General features: G+C 36.3%; 11 protein-coding genes and 3 pseudogenes. All 14 read right to left on the bottom strand.

Going from position 1 to position 17,075, the window contains the following annotated elements:
• Positions 1-2: 2 nt before the first annotated feature.
• Positions 3-1,748, bottom strand: coding sequence for a 2-oxoacid:acceptor oxidoreductase subunit alpha (locus BN1372_RS05960; RefSeq protein ID WP_062197932.1), 1,746 nt, complete (start codon positions 1,746-1,748; stop codon positions 3-5).
• Between the two features lie 367 nt (positions 1,749-2,115).
• A complete protein-coding gene (locus BN1372_RS05955) occupies positions 2,116-3,042 on the bottom strand; it encodes a dipeptidase (protein WP_062197931.1) in 927 nt (308 codons plus the stop codon).
• 86 nt (positions 3,043-3,128) lie between these two features.
• Positions 3,129-3,389 (bottom strand): stage V sporulation protein SpoVS, encoded by a 261-nt coding sequence (gene spoVS, locus BN1372_RS05950; RefSeq protein WP_062197930.1) that lies wholly within the window; start codon positions 3,387-3,389, stop codon positions 3,129-3,131.
• A gap of 106 nt (positions 3,390-3,495) precedes the next feature.
• On the bottom strand, positions 3,496-4,290 hold the full coding sequence (locus BN1372_RS05945) for a TIGR00282 family metallophosphoesterase (protein ID WP_062197929.1): 795 nt from the start codon (positions 4,288-4,290) through the stop codon (positions 3,496-3,498).
• 56 nt (positions 4,291-4,346) lie between these two features.
• On the bottom strand, positions 4,347-5,909 hold the full coding sequence (gene rny, locus BN1372_RS05940) for a ribonuclease Y (RefSeq protein WP_062197928.1): 1,563 nt from the start codon (positions 5,907-5,909) through the stop codon (positions 4,347-4,349).
• 431 nt (positions 5,910-6,340) lie between these two features.
• Positions 6,341-6,775, bottom strand: a pseudogene (locus BN1372_RS05935) (recombinase RecA); the annotation flags it as partial.
• 156 nt (positions 6,776-6,931) lie between these two features.
• Positions 6,932-8,440: a reverse transcriptase/maturase family protein gene (locus tag BN1372_RS05930; protein WP_062197927.1), complete on the bottom strand. Its 1,509-nt coding sequence runs from the start codon at positions 8,438-8,440 to the stop codon at positions 6,932-6,934.
• Between the two features lie 1,503 nt (positions 8,441-9,943).
• Positions 9,944-10,270, bottom strand: a pseudogene (locus BN1372_RS05925) (recombinase RecA); the annotation flags it as partial.
• A 1,024-nt stretch (positions 10,271-11,294) separates the two neighbouring features.
• A pseudogene (locus tag BN1372_RS05920) lies at positions 11,295-11,585 on the bottom strand (recombinase RecA); the annotation flags it as partial.
• Positions 11,586-11,729: 144 nt separating this feature from the next.
• Positions 11,730-13,319 (bottom strand): DEAD/DEAH box helicase, encoded by a 1,590-nt coding sequence (locus BN1372_RS05915; protein WP_062197925.1) that lies wholly within the window; start codon positions 13,317-13,319, stop codon positions 11,730-11,732.
• A gap of 7 nt (positions 13,320-13,326) precedes the next feature.
• On the bottom strand, positions 13,327-14,574 hold the full coding sequence (locus BN1372_RS05910; protein ID WP_062197924.1) for a competence/damage-inducible protein A: 1,248 nt from the start codon (positions 14,572-14,574) through the stop codon (positions 13,327-13,329).
• A 61-nt stretch (positions 14,575-14,635) separates the two neighbouring features.
• A complete protein-coding gene (gene pgsA, locus BN1372_RS05905; RefSeq protein WP_062197923.1) occupies positions 14,636-15,217 on the bottom strand; it encodes a CDP-diacylglycerol--glycerol-3-phosphate 3-phosphatidyltransferase in 582 nt (193 codons plus the stop codon).
• A gap of 170 nt (positions 15,218-15,387) precedes the next feature.
• Positions 15,388-16,281: a helix-turn-helix domain-containing protein gene (locus BN1372_RS05900; RefSeq protein WP_062197922.1), complete on the bottom strand. Its 894-nt coding sequence runs from the start codon at positions 16,279-16,281 to the stop codon at positions 15,388-15,390.
• A gap of 530 nt (positions 16,282-16,811) precedes the next feature.
• Positions 16,812-17,063: a DUF3243 domain-containing protein gene (locus tag BN1372_RS05895; RefSeq protein ID WP_062197921.1), complete on the bottom strand. Its 252-nt coding sequence runs from the start codon at positions 17,061-17,063 to the stop codon at positions 16,812-16,814.
• Positions 17,064-17,075: the final 12 nt, after the last annotated feature.

Below are 17,075 nucleotides of genomic sequence, written 5' to 3'. Positions count from 1 at the left end.
GCTTATAACATCTCCTTAACTTCTTTGTAGATTTGAGAAGGTAATAACGGATTACCATCATATTTTAAAAGATTAGACATTTTTTCTGCGCCACCTACGTTCATTTTCACAAGGTTGGCAATTTGTCCAGTTGCGTTGTGTTCCACAACTACTACTTTTTTCGCTGCATCTACTAATGGTTTTAATTCCTTTGTTGGGAATGGATGAATTAAACGGATATGAGCATGGTTGGCTTTAATTCCGTCAGCTTCTAATTTTTCCATTGCTTCTTCAATTCCACCGCGAGTAGAGTTTACACCAATGATTAATACATCAGCTTCAGCATGCGGAGCATTTTTATAAACTGGCGTAGGGAAACGTTCAGGTAACACGTTTAATTTACGTAAACGTTTGTCCATTTGTGCTTGACGATTTACTGGACTTTCAGATGGTTTACCTGTTTCCGCATGTTCTACCCCAGTAACGTGGTGAATACCACCAAGCATACCAGGAACTACACGAGTGGATACACCATCTTCTGTTACTTCATAACGTTTGAAGTATTCCTTATTTTCGTTTTCAATTTTTTGGTTGAAGTCGAATTTACCACGACGAATTTCTGTTTTGTCTAATTCTAATGGTTCCACTGTTTGTTTACCAAGAGATAATTGTAAGTCTGTTGCGATGATAACTGGTACTTGGTATTCTTCTGCAATGTTAAATGCTTCTACTGTATCATAGAAAGCTTCTTCTGCAGTTGCTGGTGCCATTACTACTTTAGGAATTTCACCGTGTGTACCATAAATTAATGACATAAAGTCAGATTGTTCTTGTTTTGTTGGTAATCCAGTAGACGGGCCACCACGTTGTGTATCAACGATTACTAATGGTGTTTCTGTCATACCAGAAAGGCCGATTGCTTCCATCATTAATGAAAGTCCTGGGCCTGAAGATGCTGTTAATGTACGAACTCCACCGTAGTTTGCACCGATTGCCATCGTACAAGCAGCAATTTCATCTTCTGTTTGGATAACAGTACCGCCAACTTTCGGAAGTTTTTGAATTAAATATTCCATAATTTCAGAAGCTGGAGTAATAGGGTATGCACTCATAAAACGTACACCAGCAGCCATACAACCTAAAGAAATTGCATCGTTACCAATCATGAATAAACGGTTTTTACCGTCTGCTTTTTCAAGGCTGAATCCTTCAACTGGTCCACCAGCTAGTTCGTTGAATGCTTCCATCCCTTTTTGAACAGCTTCGATATTTTTCTCAACTACTTGTTGACCTTTTTTACCAAAGATTTCACTTACAACATTACGGAAGTCTTCTGCTTCAAATCTTAAAACTGCACATGTTGCTCCGATTGCAACCATGTTTTTCATTAGAGAAGTTCCTAATTCTGTTGCAATTTCAGTGAATGGAACTGCATATAATTTAATGTTGTTTTCATTTTCAGGAATAGTTGGGTTAAATTTAGCATCTGCAATAACAATACCGCCTTCACGTAATTCATGAAAGTTTAAGTCAATTGTTTCTTGGTCAAATGCTACTAAAATGTCAAGATCATCAGAAATTGCACTAATTTTTGTTGTGCTCACACGAATCTTATTGTTCGTATGTCCACCTTTGATACGTGAAGAAAAGTGACGGTAACCATATAAATAATAACCCATACGGTTTAAGGCAGTAGCAAAAATTTCGCCAGTACTTTCAATTCCTTCCCCTTGTTGTCCGCCAACTTTCCATGAAAGTTGCTTAATCATGTTCTTACACCCCTTCGACTGGATAAAAATTGTTTTACGTTATAAAACAAATATTCATAATTTAATCTTGCAAGACCGTCAAAGTAAACAAAAGAAACTGGATGCATAAAAAAATGATTCCATGTCGTATGTATTAGGAAATGAAAAGGCTTTCTTAAAATTTTAGCGACATCTTTTGTCTGTACTCATATGACAGTTTAAAATCATTCTACACCATTTCTTGATTTTTTCAAGGAGTTTGGCGCAAAAATCGTCATCAAATTTTCACAATCTCTTTTTTACTTTAGAGCGGTTATGCATATACTTTTAAACGATTACAATAATAGACCTATTGTTAGAAAATTGCAAGCACTATGATGGCAGTTTTTTAAAGTTTGCGCGAAAAAAATTGATAAGCATTTTTGTAACTCATTTTACGCAAAGTTTCATCTGGATAATAACGAGATAAAAACTGCAATAGTCTATCGTAATCCCCTATTTGATTTAATTGTGACATACTATCGTCCATTCCGTCAAAATCTGAACCGAAACTAATAATATCTTCTCCGCCTAACGCTAAAACAAATTCGATATGTTGTAACAGTTTTTCTAAATTTGGTTTATGTTCATCAACAAAAGGTGGCACGAAAGTTATCCCCAATAATCCTTTTGCTTGAATCATCCATTCAATTGCTTCTTTTTTTATATTTCGTGGATGCGGACACACATCGTAGACGTTTGAATGACTTGCTATACAACGGGTCGTGAGCGACAAGCAATCATATATCCCATTCTGAGATAAATGACTAACATCTGTAATCACTCGGTGAATATCATTTAGCGCGACAATATCTTTTCCAAAGGAAGTAAGCCCCCCTCCTCTTGGTTCTAATACACCATCCCCCGCTAAATTAGCATAATTCCACGTTATTCCAACGCCCTTTACTCCTAGTTGGTATAACGTCTTTAAATACGTTAATTGGTCACCGATTGGTTCTACTCCTTCTAAAGATAAAAGGACGCCAATTTTGCCATCCGTTATCTTTTTTACATCATTTGCTGTTTGTATCCATTGGAGCATATCATTTACAGCTAAAATTCTCTCCTTAAAAATCTCAATCATTTGTAAAGAAGCCAAAAAACGCTCACTCATCGGAATATTTTGTGGAACATAGATTGCCATCACTTGAACGAGGGAACCAATTTTTTGTAATTGCTTATAATTGACTTGCAACTTTGAATCATCATAAAAATCGATTGACTCATCTCTCCACATTTTTAATAAAACGTCGCAATGCAAATCTACAATACGCATCCCTTCACTCCTTATCATGATGGAAAAAAATTTTTTTATGCGTAAAAAAGAAAAACCTGTCCATATTACTGGACAGGTTTTCTTGATTAACGAGGTTCAACAATTAATTTGATAGCTGTTCGTTCTTCGCCATCAATTGTAATGTCTGTGAATGCAGGAATACAAATAAGGTCAATACCACTAGGTGCTACAAATCCTCTTGCAATTGCTACTGCCTTTACAGCTTGATTAAGAGCACCTGCTCCAATGGCTTGCATTTCGGCAGCGCCTTTCTCGCGTAACACTCCTGCAAGCGCACCAGCTACAGAGTTGGGACTAGATTGTGCTGAAACTTTTAATATTTCCATTCCTAGTTACCTCCTTATTAATACTTAGCAACATACTTATTTTTAATAATTACTATATTCAAGCTACCAATTAGGTATTCCTGCTAAGCCCAATGAATTTTTTCTTTTAATCAAAAAATAGATGGTCATCGTTGATTAAAATTCGTTCGATGGATGTTGCTTTACCTGTTTCATTATCTACATCAATAATGACTCCACTTAATTGTTCCCTACCTTTCGCCACTTCAAACCTCACTGGTAAACTTGTCAGAAACTTTTTAATAACCGCATCACGTTCTACACCTAAAATTCCATCGTAAGGCCCTGTCATCCCTACATCTGATATGTATGCAGTACCTTCTGGTAAAATACGTTCATCTGCTGTTTGGACATGTGTGTGTGTCCCCACAACGGCACTAACTTTACCGTCTACATACCAAGCTAATGCTTGTTTTTCACTCGTCGCTTCCCCATGAAAATCAACAAAAATAATCGACGTATGTTTTTTTGCTTCTGCGATTAATTCGTCTATTTTTTTAAATGGACAATCTAATGGGGGTAAAAAAGTACGTCCCTGCAAATTAATAACTGCAATCATTTGGGCATTTACTTTTGTCATTCTCATGCCAACACCAGGCGCCCCTTCTGGAAAATTCGCTGGACGAACTAAACAAGTAGCTTGATCGATAAATTCAAAAATTTCACGATTATCCCAAGAATGATTCCCTAATGTAATCATCTGGGCACCAGCCTCTAAAAACTGATGATAAATTTTTTCGGTAATGCCGCGTCCGTGGGCTGCATTTTCACCATTAATAATCGTAAAGTTTGGACGATATTTCTTTTTTAATTTCGGTACATACTTGGCCACCATCTCTCGTCCTGGGCTACCTACGACATCTCCAATAAATAAAATTTTCATTTTGATGCTCCTTTTCTTTCGTGTAAAAATGAAAATAAAGTGGTAGCGTGACCACTTTATTTTGCATACTCAACAGCTCTCGTTTCCCGTATAACGGTAACTTTAATGTGTCCGGGATAGTTGAGTTCTTCTTCAATTTTTTTACGAATGTCATGTGCTAAACGATATGCTTTTGCATCATCGATCATATCTGGTTTTACCATGATTCGAATTTCTCGTCCTGCTTGGATGGCATATGTTTTTTCTACGCCTTCAAAGGATTCAGAAATTTCTTCAAGTTTTTCTAAACGATGAATGTAATTTTCTAATGTTTCGCTTCGTGCACCTGGACGTGCTGCAGAAATAGCATCAGCAGCAGCAACTAAAACAGAAATCACAGATGTTGCTTCTGTATCTCCGTGATGAGATGCAATCGCATTAATTACGACTGGATGTTCTTTATATTTGGTTGCTAACTCTACACCAATTTCTACGTGACTACCTTCCACTTCATGGTCAATAGCTTTTCCAATATCATGAAGCAAACCTGCACGACGAGCAAGCGTCTCGTCTTCTCCGAGTTCCGCTGCCATAAGTCCTGTTAAATACGCAACTTCCATGGAATGCTTTAACACATTTTGTCCATAGCTTGTACGGAATTTTAACCGACCTAAAATTTTAATTAAGTCTGGATGTAATCCATGTACACCGACATCAAATGTCGTTTGTTCTCCTACTTCTCGAATGAAATCATCGACTTCGCGACGTGATTTTTCCACCATCTCTTCGATTCTAGCAGGATGAATACGACCATCTTGTACTAATTTGTCTAACGCAACACGAGCAATCTCGCGTCGAATTGGATCAAATCCTGATAAAATAACTGCTTCTGGTGTATCATCAATAATTAAGTCAATACCAGTTAATGTTTCTAACGTACGAATATTGCGACCTTCACGTCCAATAATTCGTCCTTTCATTTCGTCATTTGGAAGATTTACAACTGAAATTGTTGTTTCTGCAACATGATCAGCCGCACAACGTTGAATTGCAGTTGCTAAAATTTCTTTTGCTTTTTTATCTGCTTCTTCTTTTGCGCGTGCTTCAATATCTTTCATTAATAAAGCAGCATCATGAAACGCTTCTTTTTCAGCCTCTTCTAAAATTAATTTTCTAGCTTCATCTTGGGTTAAGCCAGAGATACGTTCAAGTTCGTTTTGTCGAGCTTGGACAAGTTCCTCCACTTTGCTCTTCATCTCTTCAATTTGCTGTTGCTTTTCAATTAGAGCATCCTCTGTTTGTTCGAGTAATTGTTCTTTTTTATCCAATGACTCACTTTTTCGATCTAGGATTTCCTCTTTTTGAACTAAACGGCTTTCTTGACTTTGAAGTTTTGATCGTTCTTCACGAATTTCTTGCTCCGCATCACTTCGGAGCTTATGAATTTCATCTCGAGCTTCGAGGAGCTTTTCTTTTTTCAAAGCTTCTGAATTTCGTTTTGCTTCTTCTACAATTTGTTGTGCAGCAAATTCCGCACTTGAAATTTTAGCTTCAGCAATCTTTTTACGGATGAAATATCCAACAAATGTAAAGACGACGGCAGAGACAAGCAAAATGGAGATGGTCATAATACCTGACATACTTTCACCTCCTCTTGCTATCAACTTTTACCGGACATCTAGCGGTGAGTCGTCGTTTTATCGCGTCTACAGTAGCACATCATGTTCGCTTTTTATCCTAAGTTACGTCATGTACAAAGTACATAGATTAATTTTAATGTTAATAACTATTTATTGTCAAGTAATCGGGCATAATTCCTACTAAACCTTTCATATTCTAAGTGTACAATTGCAAACACACAGCAAAAAAACGGGTCTATCAAATTGTTCTTAGACCCGTTTTAACAAATAAATCTTCTATTAATGGATTTTTTTCATTTCTTCACTGATGGTTAAATGTACGTATCCCACTTTTACGGGCAGTTTGATCCCCCCATTTATCTATTTTTAGTTTCTACCTTAACATTTTGCAGTGGGGATCTTATTGCCTGTTAATGAGTGATTAAAAAAGATTATTTTAAATCCTTAAAATCTTGTTGAACTAACACATCTTCTTTTTGGTCATCACGTGAAGATGCTAATGTTTCATTTAATCCGTAGTGTTCACGAATAGCTGCTTCAATTTCATCAGTAATCGCAGGATTTTCTTTTAAAAATTGTTTGGCATTTTCGCGTCCTTGGCCTAGTCGTTCTTCGTTATACGAATACCAAGCTCCACTTTTTTGAACGATATCAATATCTGAACCGATATCTAAAATTTCTCCTTCATGAGAAATTCCTTCTCCAAACATAATATCAACTTCTGCTGTTTTAAATGGTGGAGCCACTTTGTTTTTCACGACTTTAATTTTTGTTTTATGACCAGACATTTCATTACCTTGTTTAATTGTTTCTGCACGTCGTACTTCTAAACGAATTGTACTGTAGTAGGATAGACTGCCCCCGCCTTACTAAGTTCCCTTAGCAGGAGTATGAAACAGTCCTCCTCCGAACCGTACGTACATTTTTCAATGTATACGGCTCTCCAATTGTTTTACCAAGTCCAATACGAAAAAATCTTCGGTTTATTTCTACTTAAAGCAATATTTCTTTGATAAAAACCATTATCTGATGGATGATTCACGATTCTTATTCACTGGAGAGATATCACTGTAATGACATAAACGTTCAAAACATATTTGACCATGCCGTTCGTAGCTTACTCCCCAATCTCCGTGTTGAAAAAATCGCTTATATTTATTTCCGTATGCTTCCATTTCCATCTCTTTTAATTTGGATGTTTTCGTTCGATACTTACCCGCTAATGTTTTCGTAAAACTTTGTAACCAAAGCACATACACGTTCTGTAGTTTTTGCTTCACATCATCTGCTAGACCATAATATCGATAAAATTTTGTAAGTTCCGCATTAAAACATCTTACTATTTCAAGTGGTTCCTTGTTCAATATCGCAGAACGATGAATCGCTTTCCAGTGCCCTTTACCAGTATCTTTAGCATAACCATTTCCAATAATAAACTTTCGTAATTGATCATGTGGTAACGATAGTTTTACAACACTTGTTTGTTCTTTTTGTAGCTCGTCTTGATGCATACCATCATGGAATGCAAACTGCCTTTTTTTTGTCCGCGTTGAAAGAAAAAGATCATATTCAAGAAATCGAACTTTTTCTTTTTGATTGATTATACTAATCGCTTCTTCCGTTAATTCCAGTTTCAAGGCTTCTTTTATATATTGCGTCATCGCTTCTCGCCACATTTGCGCATCTTTTTTTGAACCAACAACCCCTACTAAAAAATCATTCCCATATCGAACGTACTTCGTTTTCCCTTCTTTCGATGGAACATTGCTTATTTTTGCTACCGAAGCATTTCTTTCTATCTTTTTATTCGATAGGGAAACGAGCGAAAGAGAATAGATTATATCCTGCATTTTCCGATCCAATTCATGATAATAAATTTCGTTAAAAATTGCATACAATGCATTACGATATTTTCTTTCTCCAGGTTTGAACAGAAGATATTTTTCATTCCAGTACCCTGCTTTTAATAACTTCCAAATAAGCCTTATAAATTTTTCATCCTTTATTTTTTTCCGAAGAATCGACACTAACACATGATAATGTTTGGATTCCTGTGGGGAATGAAGCTTTCCTTTGATCCACCATTTCGTGTCCACAAAAGAGGTTTTCACTTGTATTAGTGCGTCATGTGAATGTTTTTTCGGTTGAAAAGGATGAGCTAATTTAGAAAAAGTCGGTTTATATATTGCTTCTAACATACTTTTCACTATTTCTACCACAAGCGTATCATATTGGTTTAAATAATCGGCCATATTTTTTCCGTCTCTTTTTTCCTTTTTTGCGAAAGGTACCGGTTTGTATGTTTCATTTTTCATCGATAAAATATTAGTTTGAATGACTGTGAAGTCAAGTTTATTTCTTTTTTTATCATCTGCACCATATTTCCTTTTCCTCTGTTGAGCATAAAGCTTGTTGTATGCCATTTTGTAAAATGCAAGATTATAAAAGTTACGGTACAGTTTCGAAAAAACATAGCTTGGTTTTTTTGTATTGGACTCAATAATCCCTAGCACTATTTCTGGATTTTGCATGGTCTTTACCATTTCCTTTCAGTATTAGGAATACAACAATCTGTCTCCCTTCGCCATGTAATGGGTTTTCCCTAGAGCTTTTGAAACTCGTTCAAGTGTTAGAAAACACCTTACCATCTCAGACTACTACGGAAACTCCGTTACCATATCCGATATTCAAGTTCTCTTAACTATAGCTATTATAAGTAGCGTTCGGACTTAGGTAATCACCGTTTAGCATATGAAAGACGTATGTTTACTTTACTTAGGTTCCCGTTCGACATTTTTACTCTTATAAAGAGATAGAGAAGAATCCATTCCATCTAGCTTCATGTCAAATTCTAAGACATGTGCGTGATTCTTTCATACCAATGCTAGCATCAAGTAAGGTATGAGCCGCTCTTTCTGGCCTCTTGTCTAGGTTTAAAGCAGTTTAGCCTTGACCATATAAAGTAATTTCTGGACTCGACATTCAGTTGCGTTGGTGATGCTCCAAACGACTTATGCCTTTTTTGAACATGCTATCGTTCCTATTCAGTTTCCCTCCTAGGTAAGTTCAATGTCCACAAAGAGATGGATTTCTTGGCTTCTTCTAGAAGCATTCCAATCATATGCCACGAGCAATCCAATGACTGCTCTTACGGTCGCACGAATTTTAGAGCTCTACCACCTGGAGTTGTTTATCTCGATAGGTAACAGTCATCTTCAGCATTACCAGTTCAGCGCTGTTTTCCCCCGAGTCACACCGTGCGTGAGACTTTCGAACTCACACGGCGTTCCATCAATGATTTTTACTAGAAGAACTTATTTTATTACTGGACTTCCCTCTGTTCTTCTCTTCATTCATTGACTATGCCCCTTCGCTCCGAATAGTTTTATCCTCCTTCATACATCACTGTATGTAGTAACAAACGGCTATTCATCCTCACTACTACGGGCTGCTGCCACTTAGATTCAACAGTCATTTCCTACTGTTTAGAGACGTCTGTTCTTATCCACTTTAACATTCTCTTCTAAGCTTCCTTTGTTCCCTTTATCATTAGCTTTTTTCATCGTCACCTTAGCCTTCTCCTATGACCCGCTGAGAACCTTTTCAACCATTACTGGTGGCTAAAAGGCAAATCCCCTTTGCTGGGTAAATGTAGTCTTCCACATCCAGAAATGTCTAACCACTCTCAGACCTTTTACGATTATCCATCTTTCAATAGACAATTGGTTACGAGCCGTACATACAGAGATTCCCTTTCGGTAGACATAGCGACGTTATAGCCCCCGCATACTTCTCCAATCATAGATACTTATTCGTCCTTAGATTGATTTTTCTGCGACTTTAACGAGCTTCATACAGTTTCTTGATAAGTAGAAAACTGCATGTCGTAGTTTTAGGGTTTCTAATAGCCAGTATTCTATTAGGAAAGGAACTACCCCTTTCAAAATCATGATAAAGAGTTAAGCATCTAACACGATGCTCCTTAGTTTTCGCTGTGCCTTTCAGCAACAGTTTGTCTAAGAACAAAGCACACCTGGATTTCCAAACATAACTCCAACTTTTTCCCTAATTTGGTTAATGAATACTGCTATCGTTTTTGATTTATTAATTGCACCAGATAATTTACGCAATGCTTGTGACATCAAACGCGCTTGAAGTCCGACATGAGTATCTCCCATTTCTCCTTCAATTTCCGCTTTCGGAACAAGCGCTGCAACGGAGTCAATAACGACGATATCTACCGCTCCACTTCGGACTAATGCTTCTGCAATTTCAAGCGCTTGCTCACCAGTATCTGGCTGTGATAATAATAATTCATCAATATTTACACCTAGTTTGCGTGCATATTCAGGATCAAGCGATAGTGATAGGTAATTGTCATCCTCAGCCTAACTGTTAGGAGCCATTTTCCCCCACTTCACACCGTACGTGCGACTTTCACCGCATACGGCGTTCCATCGAATTCTTACATTTACGAACCAACCGTACCTCTACATGTTCCGTTTAACTTCATCATCATTAAAAATCGTTCCAATGATAAAATAGAAACGACATTTTTATTAAAAATATCACTCTATTCAAAAGAAGATAATTTTCTTCCACTGATAGATTGCTCGTTTCTTTTGTACACGAGGATTGTTGCGAGGTCACAAAAAAAGTTGTTCGTCTTTGTAAAAGAAGATTTCCTCTTCTTTTCGACTATGCCCCTTCACTCCGAGTAGTTTTCTCCTCCTTCGTCCATTACTGTACGTAGTGACTAACGGCTACTCATCAACATTACTACAGGCTGCTGCCCCTTTCTTTCAACAGGCATTTCCTCCTGTTTAGAACCATCAGGAAACACTCCTTTTACATGTTCTAGAAAGGTTCACTTGTACCATATTTCTTATCCTTTTACCGTTTCCTTAGACTCCCTCTCTAACCCGTCAGTTACTTCATTGTCCATCGTTGGGGGACTAGAAGCTAAAAACCATTACCGGTTTAAATTAGTTTACGCAAACACGAATACATAAACCAAAACTGATTTGTTTACAAAATGATAAATCTTCCTCTTTTTCGATTTACCATGCTTCACGAGCCGTACTACCGAGGGTTCATTCTTGTGCTTTGCACCCTTTAGTCATAGAAACGTTTGGGACTCCCGACTACTTCACTAACCACTTCTCAGGTCTGTTTTTCGCCGACCTCTCCGAACTTCACACAGACAATGTAGTGCTCCATTCCTGCATGTCGGGGGATTAGAGCGTGTGATCCAACGTTATCACAGGGTTGGTCCTTCCCCAACCATTTCAGAAATACAGTTAAGATAATCAAAACATGTAAACCGTTGATTATCTCGCTAGATTTTCACATAGCGTTTCCACTAAATTTGGTCTAGCAACAAGTCATACCGTGTTCAGCATCGATAAAAGCAGCTTGTCCTCCTTGTCTTTGCACTTCTGCAATAGCATGTAAAGCAACAGTTGTTTTACCTGACGACTCCGGACCATAAATCTCAATAATTCGTCCACGAGGATATCCACCGATTCCTAATGCAACATCCAATGCAATCGAGCCACTAGGTACGGTTGAAATTTTAGCATCGGTTTGTTCGCCTAATTTCATAATCGAACCTTTCCCGAATTGTTTTTCAATTTGGCGTAACGCCATCTCTAAAGCCTGTTTACGATCACTCAAGAGAAGACCTCCTTTTTAATATTTTTCCTACGCTTTAATCATAGCCTTTTTTTGTTCATTTGCCAACAAAAACAACGAACGTTTATTCGTCTTTACAAAAAAAATAAAAAGTCATGTGGATAACATGACTTTTTTGTTCATAAGTTATTTCATTACTTTTGCTCGTTCTCTCGGTTTTGCAGGTTCAATAAAGATTCGGTAGCCATTTAACTTTGAATGTTTAATTGCTTCGTAAACAAACGGCGCTACTTCTTTTTGAATTTCAACAAAAGAGAATTTCTCAAAAATATTAATTTTACCAATTTGTTTTGGAGAAACACCTGCAAAATTAGCAATTGTTTCAGATAAATTTTTTGGTGTAAATTCTACATTTCGACCAACATTTAAGAAGAAACGAACCATTCCTTTTTCGGCACCTGTATCTCCGAAATGTTGAATTTCTTCTGTACCTACTGTTTCACTAATAAACGCTAATCGAAGCAATGAACTTACCACATCTTTTGCTTCATAATTTGTTAACAAATCGTTAACAAGAGGAGTAAGAAAATTATCTTGTTGGCTACCATCCATAAGGTCGGTAATTTGTTGTTTCCAAACATCATAGCGTTTTTTTGCTACTTCTTCCATCGTTGGAATTTTGCAAGATTTTAACGTCATTTTAATTTCATCTTCAATGGAACGTAAATGACGCATTTCAGCTGGCGTTACTAATGTCAATGCTTCACCAGTTCTTCCCGCTCTTCCTGTACGGCCAATGCGATGTACATAACTTTCTGGGTCATGTGGAATATCATAGTTAATCACGTGAGTAACATGTTCCACATCAATTCCTCGCGCTGCTACATCCGTTGCAATTAAAAATTCAATAGAAGCATCACGGAATTTTTGCATCACATGGTCACGTTGTGTTTGTGTTAAATCACCATGCAAACCGTCCGTTAAGTAGCCTCTTGCTTGAAGCGCTTCGGTTAACTCTGCCACTCCTTTTTTGGTCCGACAAAAAATAATACCTAGCTCAACATCTGTACTATCTAAAATTCGGCATAACGTATCTAATTTGTTTGCTTCCATTGTTTTAAAATACATTTGGTGAACAGATGGAGCCGTTACTTTTTTCGGGCTTAATGAAATAATTTTTGGTTCATCCATGTAGTGGAGAGCAAGTTGCTTAATTTCTTTTGGCATCGTTGCCGAGAAAAGTAATGTTTGTCGATCTTTATTAACCCATTTCATAATTTTTTTCAAATCATCGATAAAGCCCATGTTTAACATCTCATCTGCTTCATCTAATACAAGCGTATGAATACGATCGACGTGCAATGTTTTTCGTTTTAAATGATCTAAAATTCTTCCAGGTGTTCCGATGACAATTTGTACACCTTGTTTTAACGCTCTAATTTGATGTTCAATCGATTGCCCCCCGTAAATAGGTAAAATACGCATCGATTTAAACTTTGCAATTTTTTGGCATTCTGCCGCTACTTGGATAGCTAATTCACGTGTTGGTGTTAATACTAATGCTTGAACAAATGGTCTTTTCTGAATTTTTTCAACCATTGGTACACCAAATGCAGCTGTTTTCCCTGTTCCTGTTTGCGCCTGCCCTAACACATCATCCCCGTTTAAAATAATAGGAATAGCTTGTTGTTGTATTGGAGATGCTTCTTCAAACCCCATATGTTTCAATGCTTCTTTAGTTTCTTTAGAAATGTTAAACGTTTCAAAATCTTTCATATAAATGCTAAATTCCTTTCTTTAAATGTTTCATAATATAATAAAATCCATAGTTTGCCGTGCGTTTGCGGATAGACTCTCGTGAACCAGCTAATGTTAATAAGTAAACCTCTGTTTTATTTTGTGATGCAACACCTAAATAAACAGTTCCTACGTCTTTTCCTTCACTCTTTTCTGGTCCAGCTACACCAGTAAAACTAATACCAATGTCTGTTCGTAGTAACCGTCGCACTTCTTCTGCTAAAATGCGAGCTGTCGTTTCACTAACAGCTCCTTCTGTTGCTAGTACTTCTTTTGGAACATGTAATAATTGTTCTTTTACTTCATTAGCGTAACAAACAATACCGCCACGATAAATACTCGATGCCCCACTTATTTCTGTGATCATTTTTCCAAAAAGCCCACCGGTTAAACTTTCCGCGCTAGCAATGGTACACATTTTCTTTTTCAATAATGCTACCGCTTCTTTTTGAAGCGATGTATCATTATATCCATAAAAATATTCGCCAACGCGTGCTAAAATTTTCCCTTCTACTTCTGCAATCATTTGTAATGCTTCATCACGAATTTCATGTTTAGCTGTTATTCGAATCGTTACTTCCCCGTCTTTTGCTAACGGGGCAATCGTTGGGTTCGTTTGCTCATCAATTAAATCTTGTAAGTCATGTTCTAATTGTGATTCCCCAATACTAAAAAATCGTAACACATGTGATTCAATAAACGCATTTTCATCGATGACGTTGTATAAATACGGAATCGCATAATGAATAAATATTTCTTTCATTTCTTTTGGTACTCCAGGAAATAATAAATATATTTTGTCATCATCTTTATCTTCGTAAATCATCCCAGGAGCCATCCCAACGTCATTTTTTAAAATTTTACATCCGTCTATGACAAGCGCTTGTTTTTTATTATTTTCTGTCATGATACGATTTGTTTTTTGAAAATAATCTTCTAAATGTTGCAACGCTTGTTGATCCATGACTAAAGACTTATGTAACATACGCGCAATCGTTTCTTTTGTTAAATCATCTTTTGTAGGTCCTAATCCTCCAGTAAAAATAATCACATCTGAACGATTTCTTGCAATATCAATTACTTGTTCTAATCTTTTTTCATTATCGCCAACAACGGTATGATAATACACATTTATACCAAGTTCAGCTAACTGTTCTGACATAAATTGCGCATTAGTATTAGCAATTTGTCCTAAAAGTAATTCTGAACCAACAGCTATAATTTCCGCATTCATCTTGACACTTCCTTGCTTTAAGGATTCAAGCAATCACTAAAAACAGCTTGCTAAATATGGATTATTTTGATTTTAACACAACTTCCTTATTTTTCACGAAATAATCCACTCCAGAAATAATCGTAATGATTGTTGCTAAATATAACATGATTTGATCAAAGGGAAAATCCCACATTGCAAATGGAACGTTATGTAACAACAATGCTGCTAATGCAATCATCTGTGTCCATGTTTTTAGTTTCCCTAATGGACTAGCTGCAATGACAGCACCTTCAGCTGCTGCTACTGTACGTAAACCTGTAACAGCAAACTCACGGCTTAAAATAACAATTGCTACCCAAGCAGGAACACTTCCAAATTCTACTAATGTAACAAAAGCAGCTGTTACTAATAATTTATCTGCTAAAGGATCCAAAAATTTCCCTAAATTCGTGACTAAATTGTATTTTCGCGCGATATATCCATCAATCCAGTCAGTTGTCGAAGCAATGATAAACAAAAGAGCTCCAATAATCTGAGACACAGGTATTTGCACGGATGTAATGGTCACTTGTCCTAATGAGGGCATAGGCACTAAATAAAAAATCATAAAAATAGGAATGAAAAAAACACGAGCGATTGTTATCTTATTTGGAACATTCACAAAAAAGCCTCCTCTAATTACCAAATAAATCAATTTCCATTGTATCAAATAATTCAACATTTTTCGAGTAGGGAAACGACCACAAATCTGTTATCTTTCTTATTCTACCCTATTTATGTCATTCTTTCTTCTTTAGAAACATAAAAGAGTCACCGAATGTGATGACTCTTTTATGTTTCATCATTATTGGTCGTTGTATTTTCAATGGACTTTTTTTGAATAATTACCTTATAAAGTCCCCCTTCTTTAGGTAACACAACTTCTTCGCCGTTAATTTTTAATTTTGCTGCTGGTACGTATCCAAATTTAATACGGATTTCATCTTCTGACGATAAATCCTCTTGAAATACATCTTGTTCATTAAACATTTTGGCAACAAATGTTTTCCCTAAACCATTTTTGACATCCATCCACGTTTCTGCCGAAAAGGAAATGTCAACATTTATTTTTTCTGGCGTTTCAATTGTTAGCTCAGTAGATGATTGTTCTGTAATAGTAAGGGCGGACGTTTCTTTTTTCTTGTCTTCTTTTACCTTTTTAGTTATATCTTTTTTCGTTTTTTCGTTTTTTTCTTCTTCTACAACAAGTGAATCTTTTTCAGGGTTTGTATTCCCTTTTTCCACTTTTACCGAAGACTCACCAGATTCCGTTGCTTCTGGCTTTTCTGTATTCCCACCTGATTGGAGTAAAAACCAAACAATAGCAATAACAAAAATAGCTGCTATCACAAGAACCGCTTTTGAAAAATAAGAAGAAAATTTCGTTGAATCTGTTAATTTACTACTTGTTTTTTGAGGTCGCTGTAACGTTTCTGTGACTGGTTCCGCTGACTTTGGTGTATCTGAAGGGAAACTCTCAAACAATTCGTCAGGGTTCAATCCAACTGCTTCTGCATATGTTTTAATAAACGCACGTGCATAAAATTGCCCTGGCAACTTTTCATATTCTCCATTTTCAATCGCTTCTAAATATCTTTTTTGTATTTTCGTTACTTCTTGAAGTTCATCTAATGAAATATTTTTTTCCTGACGAGCTTGTTGAAGTTTTAAACCAAGTTCTGTCAATGATAACACCTGCCATTACAATCATTTTTCTATCTATTTATTCGTCACCATCTTTAAAAGTATGAGCCATTTTCGGATTCTACGTGAAATGAAATATAAATTTTTTGGTCAAAGAAATTTTTTGTGAATTTTTTACCTTTTCCGTCAAATTTCCTATGTTACAAAAGTATGCAATAGGAGGACCTTCCTTAATTAAATACACCATGCATCGACCAATGATTTTCATTATATTTCTTATTTTTCTTTTTATTCATCCATTGTACCGTTAAAAAGGTCTTGCTTTCCCTTATCATTTAAATGGAATAAAAATCTCTTCAGTCCTAATCTTACTCGATTTAAGTAAAAAAGGAAAGACCCACCCTATGTATTCCCCTACTTATTATGACAAATTTTATTATAATAAAAAATGTTACTTTGTTCTTAAATTTAATGATTGATTAATATTTCCTTTTACAAATCATAGTAAAGGAACAGTCACTACAGTTTACATTTCGTTGCATAAAAAAAAGAAGGATATGACAATCCTTCTTTTATTGTTCGTTTTGCACTAACTTAATCATCATATTTGCAATGGAACGCTGTTCTTCTTTTGAAGCTACTTGCCACATGTTTGAGAGCAATCGTTGTTCTTCGTTTTTTGGATCAACAGATTGTGCTAAAAAACCTCCAAGTTGCGTAGCAACATCACTAATTGTATCATCAGAGATACCTCGATTTTGAGCTGCTTCTAAACGGTTTCCTAAAAAACTTTTCCAATCATCAAAGTTATTGAGCACAGACATATATTTTCCTCC

Origin of the sequence: Massilibacterium senegalense (genome assembly GCF_001375675.1) — a bacterium.
In the GTDB taxonomy this organism is placed as follows: domain Bacteria; phylum Bacillota; class Bacilli; order Bacillales; family Massilibacteriaceae; genus Massilibacterium; species Massilibacterium senegalense.
Note: the sequence above shows the minus strand (reverse complement) of the source record. Positions and strands in the feature narration are given on the sequence as shown.